23 protein-coding genes are annotated in these 19,981 nt (G+C 37.8%); 8 read left to right on the forward strand and 15 right to left on the reverse strand.

All coding sequences use genetic code 11. The annotated features are described in order from the left end of the window. Position 1 precedes the first annotated feature (1 nt). Positions 2–898, forward strand: coding sequence for an NAD-dependent epimerase/dehydratase family protein (locus tag ACWM35_RS03700; RefSeq protein WP_454815590.1), 897 nt, complete (start codon positions 2–4; stop codon positions 896–898). A gap of 88 nt (positions 899–986) precedes the next feature. Here ACWM35_RS03700 and wecB read toward each other — a convergent pair whose 3' ends face one another. The 6 genes from wecB to hemE all read right to left on the reverse strand — a co-directional run bounded on the left by wecB (position 987) and on the right by hemE (position 7,719). Next, positions 987–2,066 (reverse strand): non-hydrolyzing UDP-N-acetylglucosamine 2-epimerase, encoded by a 1,080-nt coding sequence (gene wecB / locus ACWM35_RS03705; RefSeq protein ID WP_454815834.1) that lies wholly within the window; start codon positions 2,064–2,066, stop codon positions 987–989. 207 nt (positions 2,067–2,273) lie between these two features. Next, entirely contained in the window at positions 2,274–3,260 is a 987-nt protein-coding gene (locus tag ACWM35_RS03710; RefSeq protein ID WP_454815592.1) for a lipoate--protein ligase, read from the reverse strand. Positions 3,261–3,276: 16 nt separating this feature from the next. Further along, complete coding sequence (locus ACWM35_RS03715; protein WP_454815594.1) at positions 3,277–4,011, reverse strand: MBL fold metallo-hydrolase; 735 nt, start codon at positions 4,009–4,011, stop codon at positions 3,277–3,279. A gap of 96 nt (positions 4,012–4,107) precedes the next feature. Next, positions 4,108–5,529, reverse strand: a complete 1,422-nt coding sequence (gene hemY / locus ACWM35_RS03720) for a protoporphyrinogen oxidase (RefSeq protein ID WP_454815596.1) — start codon at positions 5,527–5,529, stop codon at positions 4,108–4,110. Between the two features lie 35 nt (positions 5,530–5,564). Next, positions 5,565–6,497: a ferrochelatase gene (gene hemH, locus ACWM35_RS03725; protein ID WP_454815598.1), complete on the reverse strand. Its 933-nt coding sequence runs from the start codon at positions 6,495–6,497 to the stop codon at positions 5,565–5,567. Positions 6,498–6,672: 175 nt separating this feature from the next. Further along, entirely contained in the window at positions 6,673–7,719 is a 1,047-nt protein-coding gene (gene hemE, locus ACWM35_RS03730) for a uroporphyrinogen decarboxylase (protein WP_454815600.1), read from the reverse strand. A gap of 544 nt (positions 7,720–8,263) precedes the next feature. On the opposite strand from hemE, the gene ACWM35_RS03735 reads away from it, so the two are divergent. Further along, a complete protein-coding gene (locus ACWM35_RS03735; protein WP_454815602.1) occupies positions 8,264–9,661 on the forward strand; it encodes a hypothetical protein in 1,398 nt (465 codons plus the stop codon). A 23-nt stretch (positions 9,662–9,684) separates the two neighbouring features. Here the strand turns inward: ACWM35_RS03735 and ACWM35_RS03740 are convergent, their stop codons facing one another. Next, entirely contained in the window at positions 9,685–10,332 is a 648-nt protein-coding gene (locus tag ACWM35_RS03740) for a phosphatase PAP2 family protein (RefSeq protein ID WP_454815604.1), read from the reverse strand. A gap of 131 nt (positions 10,333–10,463) precedes the next feature. Here ACWM35_RS03740 and ACWM35_RS03745 point away from each other — a divergent pair, with 131 nt between their 5' ends. Continuing rightward, positions 10,464–11,636, forward strand: coding sequence for a M20 family metallopeptidase (locus ACWM35_RS03745; RefSeq protein ID WP_454815606.1), 1,173 nt, complete (start codon positions 10,464–10,466; stop codon positions 11,634–11,636). 19 nt (positions 11,637–11,655) lie between these two features. Here the strand turns inward: ACWM35_RS03745 and ACWM35_RS03750 are convergent, their stop codons facing one another. The 3 genes from ACWM35_RS03750 to ACWM35_RS03760 all read right to left on the reverse strand — a co-directional run bounded on the left by ACWM35_RS03750 (position 11,656) and on the right by ACWM35_RS03760 (position 14,421). Further along, positions 11,656–12,378: an EcsC family protein gene (locus tag ACWM35_RS03750; protein WP_454815608.1), complete on the reverse strand. Its 723-nt coding sequence runs from the start codon at positions 12,376–12,378 to the stop codon at positions 11,656–11,658. Positions 12,379–12,476: 98 nt separating this feature from the next. Then, complete coding sequence (locus ACWM35_RS03755; RefSeq protein WP_454815610.1) at positions 12,477–13,688, reverse strand: ABC transporter permease; 1,212 nt, start codon at positions 13,686–13,688, stop codon at positions 12,477–12,479. Then, on the reverse strand, positions 13,681–14,421 hold the full coding sequence (locus ACWM35_RS03760; RefSeq protein ID WP_454815612.1) for an ABC transporter ATP-binding protein: 741 nt from the start codon (positions 14,419–14,421) through the stop codon (positions 13,681–13,683). Before ACWM35_RS03760 ends, ACWM35_RS03755 begins: the two co-directional genes overlap by 8 nt. A 609-nt stretch (positions 14,422–15,030) precedes the next feature. Here ACWM35_RS03760 and ACWM35_RS03765 point away from each other — a divergent pair. After that, entirely contained in the window at positions 15,031–15,450 is a 420-nt protein-coding gene (locus ACWM35_RS03765; protein WP_454815614.1) for an HIT family protein, read from the forward strand. A gap of 144 nt (positions 15,451–15,594) precedes the next feature. Next, the gene (locus ACWM35_RS03770; RefSeq protein ID WP_454815616.1) at positions 15,595–16,119 is read left to right on the forward strand and encodes a tryptophan transporter; all 525 of its coding nucleotides are present in this window, start codon (positions 15,595–15,597) and stop codon (positions 16,117–16,119) included. Positions 16,120–16,168: 49 nt separating this feature from the next. Here ACWM35_RS03770 and ACWM35_RS03775 read toward each other — a convergent pair whose 3' ends face one another. Beyond that, positions 16,169–16,357, reverse strand: a complete 189-nt coding sequence (locus tag ACWM35_RS03775) for a hypothetical protein (protein ID WP_454815618.1) — start codon at positions 16,355–16,357, stop codon at positions 16,169–16,171. 263 nt (positions 16,358–16,620) lie between these two features. Here ACWM35_RS03775 and ACWM35_RS03780 point away from each other — a divergent pair, with 263 nt between their 5' ends. Then, positions 16,621–17,196 carry an HTH-type transcriptional regulator Hpr gene (locus ACWM35_RS03780; protein WP_454815620.1) on the forward strand — a complete coding sequence of 192 codons (576 nt, stop codon included), beginning with the start codon at positions 16,621–16,623 and terminating at the stop codon, positions 17,194–17,196. Here the strand turns inward: ACWM35_RS03780 and ACWM35_RS03785 are convergent, their stop codons facing one another. Continuing rightward, positions 17,197–17,541 carry a DUF1878 family protein gene (locus ACWM35_RS03785; RefSeq protein ID WP_454815622.1) on the reverse strand — a complete coding sequence of 115 codons (345 nt, stop codon included), beginning with the start codon at positions 17,539–17,541 and terminating at the stop codon, positions 17,197–17,199. A 243-nt stretch (positions 17,542–17,784) separates the two neighbouring features. Between ACWM35_RS03785 and ACWM35_RS03790 the strand changes: the two genes are divergently transcribed. Next, entirely contained in the window at positions 17,785–17,964 is a 180-nt protein-coding gene (locus ACWM35_RS03790; RefSeq protein WP_454815836.1) for a hypothetical protein, read from the forward strand. 71 nt (positions 17,965–18,035) lie between these two features. Here the strand turns inward: ACWM35_RS03790 and ACWM35_RS03795 are convergent, their stop codons facing one another. Both ACWM35_RS03795 and ACWM35_RS03800 read right to left on the reverse strand, forming a co-directional pair. Next, a complete protein-coding gene (locus tag ACWM35_RS03795; protein ID WP_454815624.1) occupies positions 18,036–18,128 on the reverse strand; it encodes a YjcZ family sporulation protein in 93 nt (30 codons plus the stop codon). Positions 18,129–18,187: 59 nt separating this feature from the next. Beyond that, the gene (locus ACWM35_RS03800; RefSeq protein WP_179158254.1) at positions 18,188–18,277 is read right to left on the reverse strand and encodes a YjcZ family sporulation protein; all 90 of its coding nucleotides are present in this window, start codon (positions 18,275–18,277) and stop codon (positions 18,188–18,190) included. A gap of 276 nt (positions 18,278–18,553) precedes the next feature. Here ACWM35_RS03800 and ACWM35_RS03805 point away from each other — a divergent pair, with 276 nt between their 5' ends. After that, entirely contained in the window at positions 18,554–19,414 is an 861-nt protein-coding gene (locus ACWM35_RS03805; RefSeq protein ID WP_454815626.1) for a peptidylprolyl isomerase, read from the forward strand. 293 nt (positions 19,415–19,707) lie between these two features. On the opposite strand, the gene ACWM35_RS03810 is transcribed toward ACWM35_RS03805, so the two are convergent. After that, positions 19,708–19,896, reverse strand: a complete 189-nt coding sequence (locus tag ACWM35_RS03810; protein WP_454815628.1) for a sporulation YhaL family protein — start codon at positions 19,894–19,896, stop codon at positions 19,708–19,710. Between the last annotated feature and the right edge of the window lie 85 nt (positions 19,897–19,981).

The raw sequence follows: 19,981 nt of genomic DNA on the forward strand, positions 1-19,981 counted from the left end.
TTTGCCCAAAATTTTAATAACTGGAGCGAATGGATTCACCGGCCGGCATGCAATTGATTATTTTTCAAATAAAGGTTTGGATGTTATAGCTGTTGTTAGAACCAAAACTGTATTCCAGAAGACTTTAAACCATTCTATTGAAAAATGTGACTTAACAAATGAGCGGGCTGTAAACAATCTTATCAAAAACATAAAGCCGGATTTTATCCTCCATCTAGCTGGTAAGAATTCCGTTGAAGAATCATGGAATAGTCCAGCTTATTATATTTTGACAAATACTATGTCTACCCTTTACTTGCTAGAGGCACTTCGAAAACATTGTTCAGACTCTAAAACCCTAATTGTAGGTTCGGCTCTGCAATTTAATCCATGCAGTAAATCGAGTCCCCTTCACCCTTATAGCGTCAGCAAAGGACTACAAGCTTTGGTGGCAGATTCCTGGAAAGATTTGTTTAAGTTGGATATCACGATTGCTAAACCATCTAACCTCATCGGGCCAGGGCTTTCTAATGGAGTTTGTTCAGTATTTGCTAAAAAAATTTCTGAAATAGAGCAAGGAAAAATCGCCCCCACTCTTAACGTATCAGATCTGTCAGCAAAAAGGGATTTTATAGATGTAAGAGATGCAGTGCGTGCGTACGATTACTTGTTAAAAATGAAAACCACAGCAGATGAATACGAGATCTGTACAGGCATTCCCCGTTCATTGGGAGAGGTTATAAAAACCTTTCAATCACTGACAGAAACCATGTTGGTGATAGAGAATGGACAAACTGTGTCAAAACAATTTAGCCCTATAATGGAGAATGATAAGATGAGAGCTTTAAACTGGGAACCGCTTATTCCTTTTGAGAAGTCATTGGAGGATACACTACAATTTTACCGTGCAAACCAATAGGTTTATAGTTTGTTGGTTTTCATAAAAAACGCCTTTCCCACTACTCGTTAGGTAGTTAAAAGGCGTTTTCTTTAGGTTATCTTGACGCTTAAACGTGATGAAGTCCCCCTAAAACCATATTAACCACTTTATTTGATACATTTGGATCATCATACCCTTCAGGCAATTTCCAAGAACGATTTGATTGAAGCATTAAGTTTACGCTTTCCAAAATAGTATTGGATTGAACACCTGATACCACATTGCTGCCACAAATAACGGTCTCAGGTCTTTCCGTACTATTCCTTATCGTCACAGAAGGAACCCCAAGGATACAGCTTTCCTCCTGAACAGTACCACTGTCCGTTATCACACACCGCGCATGTTTTTGGAGCTGCACAAAATCAAAAAAACCAAATGGTTCACTGAAGTGAAGAAGTGGATGTTGAGTATTGATTGTAAATTGTTTCATCCGTTCACGAGTTCTTGGGTGGACACTGCAAATGATCAGAATCTTATGTTGATCGGCAATTAGATGAAGTGCATTTACGATATGGCGGAGTCGTGTTTCATTGTCTACATTTTCTGCACGATGAGCTGTTACAATCATATATCCATTGGCTGTAATACTCAGCTTAGATAATATTTCACTTTTGTCAATTTCCTCTTTATAGTATTGAAGTACTTCATAAATTGGATTACCGGAAACCCAGATACGATGATTTGCAACACCTTCACGTATTAAATTTTCGCGACTAAACAATGTGTAAGGTAAGTTAAATGATGAAATGGAGTCAATTGCTTTTCTATTAATCTCTTCAGGTACCGAGGTATCAAAACAGCGATTTCCTGCCTCCATATGATAAACAGGTACTCCCATTCTTTCAGCAAGTAATGCACAAAGAGCACTGTTTGTGTCGCCTAACAGAAGTATCTTTTCTGGTTTTTCTTGAGAAATGATTTTTTCCATTTCTGAAAACATATAACCTACCTGTTTCCCAAAGGTATGAGAACTAAGTGTAATTTTGTAATTAGGCTGTCGGATACCTAATTGTTCAAAAAACACATCGCTGAGAGACCGATCGTAATTCTGTCCGGTATGAACAAGGACGTGATTTGTTAGAACGTCCAATTTTTTAATAATTAAACTCAATCGAATAATTTCTGGACGTGTTCCTAGAATTGTCATGACTTTCAATAAATTTCATCTCCTTTCCCTTGTGCCTAAAAAAAGATACAATATTAAAAGAACCTTCAACAAGCAATACTAATTTTATGCGACCAATGAGGAATTAATTAATCCTTTACCATAATTTACATTTTTTAAAAGCAAATATATAAGAATACTGTTGATAAGAAATTAAAAATGCGGTGATTTTCATCACCGCACTACTCACTAATAAATCAAGTTAAGAAATTCTTTATTCGTAATATTACCAAAGTAATAGGCTGTATCAACATCTTTTAATGCCGCTTCAAGCTCACTTCTCTCATAACGGACATTCATTAATTTATCCTCGATCTCACTTACATCACCAACACCAAAGAAATCACCATAAATTTTACAATTCTCAATGATTCCTTTATTTACTTCCAAACGGACATCAATTTGTCCTACTGGGAAACGGTGTGAATGTTGGAGGTTAAACTTTGGTGACTTTCCATAGTTCCATTCCCAATTTTGATAACGCTCCTTGGAAAGCTGGTGGATCTTCTCCCAATCTTCGGCAGTGAGAACATATTCAGTAATCTCATTGCCTTCAAAAATGTATTTTAATAGTAACGAACGGAATTCCTCAATCGAGATTTTATCTGTCAAGAATTCAGAAATATTCGCAACACGGCTGCGGACAGACTTGATTCCTTTTGATTCAATTTTGTCTTTCTTAACTCTTAAGGCAGAAACAATATGGTCCATTTCTGAATTAAAAAGAAGGGTTCCATGGCTGAACATTCTGCCTTTTGTAGAGAATTGAGCATTGCCAGAAATTTTCCTTCCTTCTGCCAAGAGATCATTTCTACCGCTAAGCTCCGCATTTACCCCCAGCTTTTTCAGAGCCTCTACCACCGGCTCAGTGAATTTGCGGAAATTATGAAAGCTATTGCCATCATCTTTTGTAATGAAACTAAAATTTAAATTTCCGAGGTCATGATAAACAGCCCCTCCACCGGACAATCTACGAACAACGTGAATTCCATTTTTATCAACATATTCAGTATTAATTTCTTCAATCGTATTTTGATTTTTGCCAATAATAATGGATGGCTCATTTATGTAAAAAAGTAGATACGTTTCATTAATATCAAGATTTTTCAACGCATATTCTTCAATCGCAAGGTTAATCCGAGGATCATTTATCCCCTTATTATCAATAAATAACATTGTATTCTTTCCCTTCTTATAGTGAAATAGAATAAAACTCATCTGCAAGATTGATTATACCAGTAAATTCTTTAGAAGCCTGTTCTATGAGCTCATTTAAATCTCCGTAATGCGGGAGATGCGTTAAAATTAATTGTTTAACACCTGCTTCACGAGCTAAGCGCCCTGCTTCTATACTGTTCATATGTCCTGCTGATTTCCCATTTTGATGCCCATAAAAATTACATTCACACAATAATATATCCGCTTGCTTACTGAACTCAATAAACTCCTCTTTGTATGAGCTGTCTGCAGTATAAACGATGGATTTGCCATTATCCTCTATTCTCATTGCGTAGCAAGGAACTGGATGATTTGTTTTTAAAAATGAGACTTGAAATGGACCGATTGAAAGTACTTCATTCGGCTGATAGGCAATTCCTTTTGTAATTTCTTTGTAGGTGAGCTTAGCAAATTCATGATGGTCAAAATGATGACCGTAAATGGGAAGGGTCGGAAAATCCTTGCCTAAAAACCCTTGAATGAGACGTGCATGCTGCAATACCCCTATATCCGCAATATGGTCCGGATGATAGTGGGAGATTAACACCGCATCAAGATCTTCAGGCTGGATGATATTTTGTAATTTTGCAAGGACACCGCTGCCACAATCGATTAATAATTGAAATCCATTCTGTTCAAGTAAATATCCAGAGCTTGCAGAATTTTGTTTCGGATATCCTCCCCAAAAACCAATAACCGTTAGTTTCACTAGAACTCCTCCTCGTTTTATCTCACATCTATCATACTCAAAATCCTGATGAAAAGAAAAAAGAAGCTATTATTAAGGATAGCTTCAGTTTAGTATTTAGTTATTTACTTTAAAGTACTCTAATACATCTTTTACAGCTGCCTCGCCTTGGTCGATACAGTCTGGAACCCCTACTCCACCATATGAGGCACCTGCGATGAAAACACCTGGTAATTCTGTTTGAATATGCTCTCGTATCGTGTCAAGTCGCTGTTTATGCCCTACAGTGTATTGCGGCATTGATTCTTTCCAGCGGGAGACGACCGCGAAATCAGGCTTCATCGTAATATCCATCGTTTTATTCAAATCATCAAGCACAATATTAATAATTTGATCATCAGAAAGATCAACTATGGTTTCATCCCCTGCTCTTCCTACATAACAACGAAGCAAGGCCTTGCCTTTTGGTGTTGAATGTTCCCATTTCTTATGTGTCCAAGTGCAGGCTGTAATCGAATAATCGCTGTTCCGGGAAACAACAAATCCAGTTCCATTAATATCCGTTTTTATCGCTTCCTCAGGGAATGCCAAAGCGACTGTAGCAACCGAAGTAGATGGTACTGATTTTAGAGGCTCAAAAAAATCGCAATCAGAGAACATCGCAGCGGTAATTTTATGAGGAGTGGCCACAACTAAAGAATCAGCCAGCAATGTTTCATCATTATTTAAATAAAGTTCATATTGCTTGTCTTTTCTTACAATTTTATCAACTCGGTGTCCTTTTAAAATGGATTGTCGGTCTAAATTTGCTTCAATTGCTTCTGCAAATGATTGAAGTCCTGTTTTAAAAGTCAAGAAGCCACCTTTTTTCTCATCCTTTTTCTCTGTCTTTTTCGGCTGAGCTGGAGCCGTCCTTTTCATCCCAAGGATTAAGCTTCGATATTTTTGCTCTACTTGATAAAATTGTGGGAAAGTCGACATTAGACTCATTTGATCGATATCTCCGGCATAAATCCCCGACAATAATGGTTCAATTAAATTCTCAACGACTTCATCGCCTAGTCTTCTCCGGAAAAAACCGCCTAAAGATTGGTCTTTTCCACCCGGGGATTTTGGCAGTATAAAATCAGCGGCTGCCCTAACTTTACCTGGAATAGAAAACAACCCTGTCGTTATAAAGGGACCAATTTCCGTTGGGATTCCCATAATCGAACCACCTGGCATTGAATAGAGCTTTTCGTTGACTAGAACATATGACTTCCCAGTAGAATTTGGAACCAGTTCCCCATCCATCCCTACTTCTTTCGCAAGCCGAATCATACTTGTCTTACGAGCTAAGAAGGAATCTGGACCTCTTTCAATCGTGAAACCGTCTCTGACAACGGTTTGCATTTTTCCGCCAAGGCGGTGTGAGGCCTCAATCAATTTAATGTCGATGGCTAGATTTTTTTCTTTGATTATTTTTTGAAGATAAAATGCGGCAGTCAGACCAGCAATTCCGCCGCCAACAATCGCAACCTTCTGTTTTTCTTCCGCCACGGATTTCACCTTCTTTCCATATTGCCTTTTCTATCTCATCGGGTTAACGTTTTTAAAATAACAGTCGTAAGAGCTTCAATAAATTCAGGCTGTGCATTCGGCATTTCTGGGCGGTAATAGCTTGCCCCTACTTCGTCGGCAACAATTTTACACTCATGGTCATTGTCATATAAAACTTCTAGATGTTCTGCAACAAATCCAACTGGGGCATAAACATAGGCTTTATATTGATGGTCTTTAGCTAGATCTCTTGTTAAATCCTGAACATCTGGTCCTAACCAAGGCTCTGGAGTATTACCAGCACTTTGCCATCCGATGGCATAATTATGAATACCGGCATTCTTGGCAATTAAATCAGCAGTTTCTTGCAGCTGACTTGGGTACGGATCACCGAATTGTAAAATCTTCTCTGGCAGACTATGAGCCGAAACGATAAGCATTGCATGATTTTGTTCTTCCTGAGGCATTTGCTGATAAATTTTCTTTAATCTATCTACCCAATAGTCAATAAATTTCGGTTCATTGTACCAGCTATCAATCGAAGTGATCGTAAGACCACCAAGCTTTTCAGCTTCCTCTTTTGCTCTGCCATTGTAGGACTTAACACTAAAGGTAGAAAAATGTGGGGCAAGGACAATACTCACAGCCTCTTTCACTCCATCTTCATGCATTTGTTTTACCGCATCTTCAATAAACGGCTCAATATGTTTTAAACCAATATACATTTTAAATTCAATTTCATCCTGAACCTGGTTTAAATGCTCTTCAAGTTTTTTTGCTTGTTCAAGGGTAACTTTTGCAAGTGGAGAAATACCACCGATAGCTTCATAACGATTCTTTAGATCCTCTAACATTTCAGGGCTCGGCTTACGACCATGGCGAATATGTGTATAATAGCGTTCTAAGTCATCTAAATGATATGGGGTACCGTATGCCATAACCAGCAATCCCATTTTCTTTTTTGTCATCTTTTGCACCTCATTTTTATTCTCACTGCTCCAAATAACCAAGTCCCGTACTGCAGTCGGTCTCGGAATGAAAGGGCCTCTAATGGTTTAGGGCCCTGATAAATTACAATTACAACCTATATTATAGTGCCAAAAAATTGGCTGGTTTACCAATTTTAACACCTGAAAAAGCTATTTAACGGCTCAACTTTGATGCTGAATACTCGTGAATAAATGATGTTAATTTTTTCAATGTTGCCGGATTAACGGATGGGAATACCCCATGCCCAAGGTTAAAGATATAGCCATCCTGTCCCATTCCTTGATCTAAAATAGCTTTCGCCTTTTCCTCAATCACTTCCCAAGGTGCTAAAAGAATCGCCGGATCGAGATTACCTTGAACCGTTTTATGAATGCCCATTTCTCTCGCTTGATGGATCGGCAGACGCCAATCTAAACCAACTACATCCAGTGGTAAGTCATTCCATTCCATAGCAAGATGGCTGGCACCTACACCAAACATAATCAGAGGCACATTCTCTTTCTTTAGTTCGCTGAAAATTCTATTCATAATCGGCTTGATGAAGTAGCGGTAGTCTTCAACATTCAAAGCACCTACCCAAGAATCAAAAATCTGAATCGCTTTCACACCAGCACGAATTTGCGATTTAACATATGTAATCACCATATCCCCAAGCTTATCCATCAGGGCAAACCATGCTTTCGGCTCTGCGTACATAAAAGCTTTGGTCTTATTGTAATTTTTTGATGGACCACCTTCAATCATATAACTTGCAAGGGTAAAAGGAGCTCCTGAAAATCCAATTAACGGAACAGAAAGCTGCTCTTCTGTAAGTAATTTAATTGTATCCAGTACGTAAGGCACATCTTCTTCCGGATGAATTTCACCTAGTTTCTCAACATCTGCTAAGGAACGGATTGGATTGTCAATCACCGGACCAATTCCTGATTTGATTTCCACGTTCATTCCAATTGCTGGTAGTGGTGTCATAATATCTTTATATAAAATGGCCGCATCAACATTATATTGTTCGACTGGAAGGCGGGTTACATAAGCGCAGAGTTCAGGCTGATGAGTAATCTCAAACAAAGAATACTTCTCTTTAATTTCTCTATATTCAGGCTGTGAACGTCCCGCCTGACGCATGTACCAAACTGGAACGTGATCGGTCTTCTCTCCTCTTGCTGCTTTCAAAAATGTTTCGTTAATTTGTTTCGACATTTAAATAAATCCACCTTTCAAAAGACAATCTAATTACTATTTTAATATATACAAACAAAAATTGAAAACGTAACCGTTGCATTATACTTTCTTCACTATATCGGTTATTCCTATTTGTGTATAGATAACCATGAAAACTGTCAAAAAAAAGTCGGATTTAAGTAGAAAAGCGGAAGCGCCTTGGTCACGGGCGATATAGGGAGAATTAGCGATTGGCGGAAGCCAGAGCTTAGTCTCCCTTAATGCGTACAGTTTCTGTAGCCAGGCATAAGACGAGCCGGCGAGAAGGTTGCTTTTTAAACCTTCTTGACGGATTGAACGAAAAGTGGAGGCGACTGCCCTGGGACCGAGTCCCAAGGGAGCCGGAACTAGACAAGCTTATGACCCGAGCCCCTAGGCGCTGTAGCTGGACAATTCTCGAAGTCGAATTTTCTTTCTTTTACTATAAAAAATCACCTCTTTACTGAAAATTCATATTCTGTATTACATCCAAGGGCGAATAACTATATCCTTCGTCCATGGATGGAGAAAGGGGGTTATTTAAATGTTAATAGAGCTTTCTGCACTCCATTGGATATACGTTGTCTTTATTGCTCTCATTATTGGATTTATGGTCAAAAGAAGAGATACGACTCTCATTTGTATTGTCGGGATTTTCTTGATCGCAATTACCGCCACGGGTTCGTTAAGTAGCTCGATCAGCAGTATTTTTAACAGCTTTATTTATGCCATAACGGAGCTGTTATCTACGATATTAGTTATTTCGATCATTGTCGCCATGAGCAAAACATTAACTACAACAGGAATAAACGATGTAATGATTTCGCCTTTTACAAAATTAATCCGCAACCCAGCACTTGCTTATTGGACAATTGGTATTTTAATGATGATCATTTCTTGGTTTTTCTGGCCTTCGCCTGCTGTAGCCCTTCTGGGAGCCGTTCTTCTTCCTGTTGCGATAAGGGCTGGTTTGCCGGCATTAGGTGTTGCGATGGCAATGAACCTCTTTGGTCACGGAATAGCCTTATCAGGTGACTTTGTGATACAGGCAGCACCAAAGCTAACATCCGACGCTGCCGGAATACCAATTGGTGATGTAATAAACGCCAGCATCCCTCTGGTCATAACAATGGGTGTTGTAACAACTATAGCTGCCTTCTATTTTTTAAAAAGAGATATGAAAAACGGCGTACTTCAGCCAACTCCTTATGTTCCAGTCGATACTGCTTCGGATACCACATCAGAAAAAAATCTCCTCTCGGTGGGACAAAAACGTTTTTTCGCTGTCTTAATTCCTCTGCTTTTTGCACTTGATGTTGCAGCTATGTTCATCCTTGACTTACAAGGAGGGGATGCCACCGCGTTAGTTGGCGGTACATCCATTTTAATTCTTCTCCTGATTTCAATGATCAGCCATAAAAATAAAGGACTTGAGAAAACAACTCATTATTTAATTGAAGGTTTCACTTTTGGATTTAAAGTCTTTGGTCCTGTCATCCCAATTGCCGCATTCTTTTATTTAGGGGATGCTGGTTTTGGTAAGATCATTGGCGACTTTTTACCAGAAGGGTCACAAGGAATTGTCAATGACCTTGGTATTGCTTTAGCAAATGTCGTACCATTAAGTGAAATGGTCGGGGCAGTCACCTTAACAACCGTAGGGGCGATTACCGGTTTAGATGGTTCAGGATTCTCGGGAATATCGCTTGCAGGTTCCATAGCTGGCTTGTTCGCGGTCGCAATCGGGAAAGGCGCCGCTACCTTAACGGCACTTGGACAAATCGCTGCCATTTGGGTCGGTGGCGGAACACTTGTCCCTTGGGCACTTATCCCAGCTGCAGCCATCTGTAACGTCGACCCCTTTGAACTCGCAAGACGCAATCTGGTCCCAGTAGTTATTGGGCTCGTAATAACAACTATAGTTGCGATGTTTTTAATTTAAATAACAAAGAGGCTGAACCAATATCAGCCTCTTTTACTTAGTTTAAATTTTTTGAAATAGTTATAGAGAAGAATCGAAAAGAACACCCAAATATAACCAAAGGCAAATCCACCAATGACATCTGAAGGATAATGGACTTGAAGAATAATACGGCTTGCACCGATAAGCAGCATCAAAACTGCAGCGGAAATCACAACCACTCTTTTTCCTTTAGCTGACTTCATCCCCTCAATAATAAGGTAAGCAATGAACACATAAACCACCAATCCAACCATCGCATGTCCACTTGGAAAACTTAAACTGTCAACATGGGCTAAATGTTCAAGATCCGGTCTTTCACGGCCAATAAGCTCTTTAAGAAGTTTATTCACTTCATTGGCCAAAGCAACGGATAAAGCGATGGCTGCTGCAGCTAATAGATTCCTTTTAAAGAGTAATAACCAACCTAGGAAGATGATAGCAACGATACCAATCCCCTTTTTATCACCTAATTCTGTTAACAGTAAAAAGAAAGGATTTACCGAGTCAGGCAACATTGCAAACAAATCAGCAAGTTTAGAGTCCACCCAAAAAGTTTGCTTGGCAACTACTTTAATAGAAGTATAGACAGCTAAAATAATAGAAATGATTAAAAATAGGTAAGAAAGTCTCTGTTTATTTTCCTTTTGCATCCAATAATCCCCCTGTAAAAACTAAAAACTCTTTAAAAGTATAAAGAAAATACAGATAAAAATCTACTTAATAGTGTAAAAGTGTTAAAATAGTTTGAAAATAAACCTTTTTCATTTAGGGGGGATTTACTATGTTGAAGCAGCTTTATTCAAAATTAGAAGGTAACTACGAAGAAATGGTTTCCATTAGGAGATTTTTGCATCAACATCCAGAACTTTCATTCCATGAATATAACACAGCTAACTATATCCAAGCTTTTTATGAACAGCTTAATATTGAAGTAAAAGGAAATGTGGGCGGAAACGGTGTCGTCGCAAAAATATATGGAAAAAAACCAGGTAAAACGGTCGCGTTAAGAGCAGATTTTGATGCCTTGCCGATTCAAGATGAAAAGGATGTTCCCTACAAATCACTAGTCCCAGGGGTAATGCATGCCTGTGGGCATGATGGTCACACCGCAACTCTCCTTGTATTAGCAAAAGCATTAAATGAAATGAAGGATGAACTTGAAGGAAATTATGTCTTTATCCACCAGCATGCGGAAGAGTATGCTCCAGGCGGAGCAAAAACAATGATTGAGGATGGGTGTTTAGATGGTGTCGATGTCATCTTTGGAACTCATTTATGGGCCAGTGAGCCAACAGGCACGATTCAATATCGTACTGGACCGATTATGGCTGCTGCAGACCGATTTGAAATTGTTATTCAAGGCAAAGGCGGACATGGAGCTCAACCCCATAAAACAAAGGATGCAATTGTCACTGCATCCCAACTTGTTGTTAATTTACAGCAAGTAGTCAGCAGAAGGGTAAATCCTGTTGAATCCGCTGTTGTTACAATTGGATCGTTCACTGCAGAAAATGCCTTTAATGTCATCGCCGACAAAGCCAAGCTCATCGGGACAGTCCGGACGTTTAATGAAGACATCCGTTATTTCATTGAAAAAGAAATCGAAAGAATTATTCAAGGAACCTGTCACATGTCAAACAGCAGCTACCAATTCACCTACGAACGAGGTTATCCAGCTGTAATTAATCATGAAAGTGAAACAGAATTCTTAATCTCTGCAGCTGAGGAAATACCAGAAGTAAACTCCATCGAAGAAACTGAACCGCAAATGGGTGGAGAAGATTTCGCTTATTATTTACAAAACGTTCCTGGAACTTTCTTTTTTACTGGGGCAAAGCCTGCAGGTGTCAATACTTCCTATCCTCACCACCACCCCAAATTTGATATTGATGAAAAGGCATTGCTAATTGCTGCGAAAACATTAGGCACCGCAGCGATTAATATTCATAAGTAATGAATACCCCTGAACCTTTTCACAGTTCAGGGGCTTTCTTCAGCATTCTTAACCGATAGGCATTCATGGCAGTTTCGCCTAAATGCTTTAAAAGATTATTATTGGCATAGGCTCCAACAAAGGCTCCAATTCCCGGAACCATTTGCATCATCTTCACGAGGTCGATATAATCCCGATATTCCTGTTGAAATTTCCGCCAATCCATTTCAACAAGCTCTACCTTCCGGCCCTCCCAGTTTTCAATTTCATATAAAGTTTCCTTCCTAATATCATCACTGGAAAAGGCAAGCTGAAAGACATGAAGAATAAACAACCGTTCTTCATAATCATTCGTATTAAAGCCATAAATCGAAGCTGCCTCAAATAGAAATTTCATTTTTATCGAAAGAAGCAACGGAAAATCAGCTAGCCCCAGAAGAATACCACCTGCTCCAGTTCCTGCACCTTCAACCAGAGCTGTTTTTCTATACGTTTCAATCTTTTTCCGTATGCGCTCATCGCGTTCCGCGAGTGTTAACCCTTGAGCCTGATTTTTGTTTGTCGTTAGCTGAGAACCGAACAAGGTCGTTTTGACCATTCCTTTTATACTCTCTGTCATCACTTCATGAACCTTCTCCGGGATCATTCCGTTTATTTTTCCTTGAGCTTTTTTAGACAGACGATTCATCATGCCAGAGCGTCCAGTCAATTTTCTTCTCCATTCCATCACTTCATCATAAACCTGTAATTCATAATCATTCATTAAATCCACCCCCTCAGCAAATGATATTAGTGTATTTACGAAGAAATACTTCAATGGTTTCAAAAAAAATCCTCTTTAGCTGAAAGAGGATTTTTGGTTCACGCTTTTAATCGATTTTTACTATACACATAGATAAACAAATAGCTAAATAATACACCTGAGACTAACACATATATGGATGTCATCCACTCACCTTTAGCAGCAAGAATCAAAGTGAAAAACAAGGACTGAATAACCATAATAACCATTAAGATAAAATGAAATGCAGCTTTTTTATTTTTCTGAACTACTGGATATAAGTCGACCCAGAGCTTATTTTGATGATGGTTCCATAATGGCAAGAGCTGAAATCCTGTTAAATATAAAAATAAAACAGCAAGCAAAACTTGACCTAAACCAAAAGAAATATAATATAAGGCTATCGCACCTATCACGGTTAACCGGATAAAAAGTCCAAGGTAATCAGAGGATCTTAAAAACGTACGTGAAAACAAATAATGATAGGTCTTTTCCTGCGAAAACGTAATCTGATTTATAAATATATCCAGCCATTTCCTTCTTTTTACTGTATCCTTTAGTTTCGGAACATCCGTAAAAAGGTTGGCTAATCGATAGAAGGACGCCATCCGCTTCTCTTCCTGCCCTATTAAGATATCCCATTTTAAGCCGATTGATTTGGTCTTTATGTAAAAATAACGGTAATACGCGGTGAAAATAAGGGTGAAAACGAAAAGAAACAGAACATTTGCTTGGCTGAATAGTAGAAATGCGGATGCAGCGTTTAAAAAGTATCGTACCACCGAGTCCGATAAATGAACCGAGGTTTCAACATAATATTGTATTCTCCACCCTACCGCTAAATTCCAAGCCTTTATTACCAACAAAAGAACGAAGAAAAAGAAAAATGAACGAAAACCATTTTCACTAACTCTTGCATACAAAGGCATAAATGCCGCCAATACCATCAAGAGGATATATCCTTGAAAAATGAGACTCGTTAGCCCCGATCGCAGAAAGTAGCCCTTCAAGCGGTCTTCAAGGGGAAGTAAAAAAACTTGATCTGCCTCCAGCAAAAAGTTATAGACTGGACTATAGGTTAAAAACAAGCCAAATATTACAGCCATGATCATTTCAGCAGGGAAATCAACAGGAAGCGTCCTAACCCAATTTTGATAATAAAAAGCAGCCATTCCAAGTAAAAATAACAAGACAATGACTAAATGACCATTAAAAATATAGCGTAGATATACTCCTAATTCTTTTAAGCGATGGACTGCCCGATCTTTCCATAGTTTTTTCTCATCAAACATAATTTTCTTCCTTTGTTAATTGAATATATAAATCATCCAATGAGGCACCAGGCATCGCGAATTGCTCCCTCAGATCTGCAAGTGTCCCTTTTGCTCGAACTTTCCCTTCATGGAGTATGATAAACCGATCACAATATTTTTCGGCAGTAGCAAGAATATGGGTCGACATTAAAATTCCTGCACCATTCTCCTTCATTTTTTTCATTAAATCTAACAAAGATTGAATACCGAGCGGGTCCAGACCAACAAACGGTTCATCAACGATATATAAAGACGGTTGTACTAAAAAAGCACACATGATCATAACTTTCTGTTTCATCCCTTTTGAAAAATGGGCTGGAAACCATTTAAGCCGTTTTTCCATTCGAAATTCTTTAAGGAGAGGCTCCATCCTTGATTTATAAGTTGTTTCATCCAATCCATAAGCCATTGCTGTTAATCGTAAGTGCTCTTCTAAGGTTAATTCTTCATATAAAACCGGTGTTTCCGGAACAAATGTAAACATTCTTCGATAGGCCTCTTTATTTTGAGTAAACGATTGGCCATTTATTTTGACCTCTCCTTGATGGGGCTCCATCAATCCAATCACATGCTTGATAGTCGTGCTTTTCCCAGCACCATTTAAACCAATTAAGCCGACTAATTCCTTTTCACCCACCTCAAAGGAAACATCCTTTAAAACGGGATTTCTCGTATATCCACCTGTAAGGTTTTCAATCGATAATAAAGTCATCCGCAACGTCCTTCCTCACTTTCTTATTTTTCATTTTAACAAATTGTCCTTCGTAAAAATAGGAATTCAATAAATCGAAAATTTTTGTGTATATTTCTCGTCAGCCGGGACATCATAATATACGAAGGGGATACAAACGGATCGATGAAGAAATTCATCAAAACTTGAAATGAGGTGTCTACAAAAGACAAGAACCATTTCAAATAAGTTTGCTTCCACACGTTTCAAATAAGGGGATGGTTGTATTGCACAATGTAGCAGGAAACCATTTAGAGTTCAAATAACGCCACTCTGTTTATCATTAAAATAAACGGAAAAATGAGGTGTTTGTCGCAGATTATCATCCGTTTTTATAAGTTGAGAAACATATAAAAACAATAAGGGGATGGTCAGCTTGAACAACGATTACTCTTTAAAACAAACACTAAATGAAAAATGAGGTGTTTATCAAAGGTAATTCCTGAATGAACGTATAAATGAAGCATTTCCCCTTCGAGAGGGCAGGATTCCACGCGGATCCTGTCTCTTTCTTTTTTCTTCAAGTCCTATATGGTAAAATACGGATAAATAATTAAATTATTATAATCACGATAAGGGGTTGTGAATTACATGAGCGAATGTATTTTTTGTAAAATTGTTAACGGTGATATTCCTGCTGCAAAGGTATTTGAAAATGAACATGTCCTAGCCTTCTTAGACATTAGTCAAGTAACAAAAGGGCATACACTCGTTATTCCAAAGGTACATAAAGAAAATTTATATGAACTGACTCCTGAAATTGCTCGGAATCTTTTTGAAGTCGTACCTGATATTGCGAAGGCTTTAAAAACAGAATACGAGCCCATTGGTCTAAATTCCATTAATAACAACGGAGAAGCTGCTGGACAAACAGTTTTCCATTACCATCTCCATTTAATTCCGCGCTATGGAAAAGGTGATGGCTTTGGAGCAGTATGGAAAACCAACACCAGTGACTATACTCCACAAATGCTTCAAGAAATGGCAGCCAATATTAAACAGCATATATAATTTATTTTATAATTATCAGAAAATTTTTTCTTTATCAATCATATCCTATTATGCTATAATGATAACAAGTTTTTCGCTACAGGCAATGAGTGCACTGTAGGAGGAACAAATAGCTTTTTTAGATTAGCAGAGGAGAGATGAGAAATGAATACAAAGAATCTTGTAGTTTTATCACTTTTAGCGGGAATTGGTGTCGTTTTACACATGGTCATGCCAGCGTTCTTAACGATTAAACCAGACATGATGCTAGCCATGATGTTTTTAGGGATTATTCTGATTCCAGAAATAAAAAGTGTCATGCTGTTATCCATTGTAACTGGAGTATTGTCAGCATTAACCACTGGGTTTCCTGGAGGTCAAATTCCTAACATCATTGATAAGCCGATCACTGCTTTGATTTTTTTCGGACTATTTCTAGCGTTAAAAAAATTCGGGAAATCGATTATTGGTGTCGGGGTTTTAACTGCAGTTGGAACAATAGTTTCAGGATCCGTGTTTTTGGCATCTGCCCATTATATTGTTGGTCTACCAAGTTCTTTCGCTGCGCTATTTGCAGCTGGAGTTTTACCGGCTATTGCACTTAATACAATCATCATGGTGATTTTGTATCCTGTCGCCCTTTCAGTTGTGAAAAGAACAATGCCATCATCAACCGTTATCTCTAAATAGCGAACATAGAAAAGAACCTCGCAAGGTTCTTTTCTTTCTATATTAAATTTTAAAAGTTAGCAAGAATAATAGCCATGAGCAAAAGAATTCCACCGCCAGCTGCTAACGTTCCTGCTCTTTTCTTTAATATTTGTTTAGGAGGATACATACCCGGCCTTGTTAAAGCTAATACGTATTTGATCGCACCAAAGAATAGTAACACACTAATTAACAAAAGAATTGTTGGAATAATCTTCATGTTTTCCCCCTTTTGAACAATCATTAGTTGTTATTATCATTTTTATGTTTGGAATCGCAAATACTTCATAAAAAAATTTTCTTTTAGAGAATTTTCAAAAAGTTGGAATTACTTTACGAAAACAATTAAAATAAAATAAATAAACTATAAATTCAATAATAAAAATATGTAATTTCTAAAAATTTTGTGAATTTTATCTTTATTAATTTTTATTTTATTGGCATAATGATAATAGAGAAATATAAAAGTAGGTGAAAATGGGGATGTCTGAGAAACAGTATTCAATGAAAGAAGCAATGTTATTTAGTCAAAGGATTGCCCAACTTAGTAAAGCATTATGGAAATCCGTCGAAAAAGATTGGCAGCAATGGATAAAGCCATATGATTTAAATATTAATGAACACCATATCTTATGGATCGCCTATCATTTGAACGGTGCCTCCATTTCTGATGTGGCAAAGTTTGGGGTCATGCATGTTTCAACAGCTTTTAATTTTTCAAAAAAATTGGAAGAAAGAGGATTGCTTAAATTCTCAAAGAAAGAAAACGACAAGCGCAACACCTATATTCAAATCACCCCTGAAGGTGAAGAGATACTATTAAAATTAATGGAAACATATGAACCGAAGGGGAATGCTGCTTTTTCGGGTGCTTTGCCACTTAGGGAATTATATGGTAAATTCCCTGATATTATTGAAATGATGGCGATTGTCCGCAATATTTATGGAGACGATTTCATGGAGATTTTCGAGCGTTCCTTCCATAACATCGAAACAGAGTTTACAGAAGAAAATGGTAAGCTTAGAAAAGCTGAAAATCCAGAACAGGAACTAGCTTAATTAATTCCCGATACATTTTTTAAATTCTTTAAATAGAGGTTCGTACAGTTGCTGTGTTAAGCAAGCCTGGACTACTTCTTTTACGTCAAATGTTTCTGGCAATCCATTCAAAAACTCATTGAAAAGCGGATGAAAGTATAAAAAACCTTCCGCTTTTTGTTCTTCCATTTTTATGTGCAAATTATCACATAATTTCAAGAAGTCCTGTACTTCTCGTTCCGATATCCCTTTTACAATCACCAACTTATAAAAATCTGCTCTTGGATTATGTAGCATTTGAATTAACAGCCTTTGATGGTATTCAAGAAGACCGATTCGCTTTTGCAGTTTATCGAAATCACTCATTTGCATCGACCTCCAGATTTAATTTCAATTTGTTCATTTTCAATATTTTCCTTTTAATGTCTTTGTTAAACCTTATAAATTTAACTGTTTTTTTAAGACTTATTTGTACAATGCTGCTCCATCTAATTGTAATTGTTTTTTTCCTACTTTTCTACCAATCCTTTTAACTATCTTTTTTTGTAAATTTTTGATATTCTAATAACCATAAATATGAACATCAGGAGGGAATCGTTGATGATCTCCATTTTTATTGTTTTTATTGTTTTTGCCATTTTTATCTTGTTTTATGTCAATAAAATGACCAATTCCCTTTGCATTCAAAAGGAAATACCAGAGGAACGACAACATAAAGTGTTTCGTACAATTAATGTACTTGTCACCATATTACTAATTTCCTCCTATTTAGAAATTTTGTTTACATAATTAATTAATTCTCTTGGTTATGTGCAAAAAAAGTTGAAGCGATGAGAAATTTCTCATCGCTTGTTGTTTTTTTAGAACCAAGATGCTCCAATAATTATTAACAGGATGAAAAGGACTACAACTAATGCAAATCCTCCACCATAAGAACCAGATGAACCAGACACACATTTCTCCCCTTTCTTAGATGGTAAAGCTGTTGTCTGCATCATTTTAAAGCATTAGATTAAAACCAGGATGCTCCAACAATAATCAATAGAATGAAAAGGACTACAATCAATGCAAATCCTGCTCCGTATCCATGTCCGCCACTCATCGTATTACCTCCTTTATGATTGATTACGATATTCTATTCAAGCTGTCTCCAATGCGACTAGGCGCTTACCTTATTTTCTTTGGAAAAAGTCCAGCTGAATAGGTACTGTTTTTTCTTACATGTTATCGTATGTACGAAGTGGTTGTTTGGGATGGTTATACGCCCAGCTTTTGATTTTTAAGCTATGGAAAAATTTTTGCAGCAGTTACCATTTATGTTATAGTATAGTTTGTGGACAAGTGACCACAAGAATTTACTGTTTAGGAGAGGTTCCTCATGAAGAAATGGATGTTAGCCCTTACACTAGCTGGCGGGGTTATTGCTTTAACAGCATGTAATCAAGGCGGCGAAACAGTTGCAGAAAGTAAGGCAGGAAATGTAACACAAGAAGAGCTTTATGAATCAATGAAGGATAAGATTGGAGCACAAGCACTTCAACAACTTGTTTATGAAAAAGTCCTTTCCGAAAAATATGAAATTACGGATAAAGAATTAGACGCAAAAGTTGCTGAATTAAAAGAACAGCTTGGCGAGAATTTCGAAGCCGCTCTTGCCCAGTACGGCTACAAGGATGAAGCTGACTTTAAAAAGACTATGAAACTCGGTATGCTGCAGGAGAAGGCAGCTATGAAGACGATTAAAGTAACGGACAAGGAATTAAAGGAATACTACGATAACTACAAGCCTGAAATCAAGGCTCGCCATATCCTTGTTGCTGATGAGGCAACAGCAAATGAAGTTAAGACAAAGCTTGACGCTGGTGAAAAGTTTGAAGATGTAAGCAATCAATATTCTACTGACGAAGCAGCAAAAGCAAGCGGCGGTGACCTAGGCTGGTTTGGAACAGGAGCAATGGATCCGGATTTCGAAGCAGCAGCTTACGCACTTAAAGTAGATGAAATTAGTTCCCCAGTTAAATCATCATTTGGATATCATATCATCCAACTAACAGATAAAAAAGAAAAGAAATCCTATGATGAAATGAAGGACGAGCTTGAAAAAGAACTAAAAACATCAAAATTAACAAATGAAAAAATTAACGAAGTCATGCAGAAGGAATTAAAAGATGCAAATGTAAAAGTCAGTGATAAAGACTTAAAAGATGCTCTTAATCCTGAAACTTCAGCAGCACAGTAATGAACAATACAAAAGGAGGGCCCAAATTGATGGGTCCCTCCTCTTGTTTAGATAAATTATGAATTTCCGACTTTGAGAATTGTCCAGCTCCATCGCCCTAGCGGCTAGTGTCCTTCGCTCTCCGCCCTACGATAAGTCAAGCACGAATGCGCCTCCGGCTCTTCGTGTTTCCTTTATCTCAGTTGGAGCGCTCCATAAAGGAAGGCTTCGTAAGCATTGGCATCGCACGAAGGAAAAGCGTTTTTCTTTTTCGAGGAGGCCATACGCCGCTGACCAGGGCGCTTCCGCAATTCTTATTCTGCTGTAACTCGTTCGCCTTCTCGTTTTTCTTTTTCCCTTTCAAGTCGGGTAATATAAATTTCGCCTTCTTTTTCGATATTCTCCATTTCCAACAAACGTTCTTCTCTTCCTGTTTTAATTGCCATAAGTGCACTTATAACAATACCAACCACGACTGCATATACCCAAATAGGAATTGTCATACATTCCTGCTCCCTTCGATAGTGGTTGTCCACTTTTTATTACAACATATTCACGAATAGAAAAAATATTCTTTTTAGAATAGAA

The sequence above is a fragment of the Neobacillus sp. K501 genome (assembly GCF_053749995.1).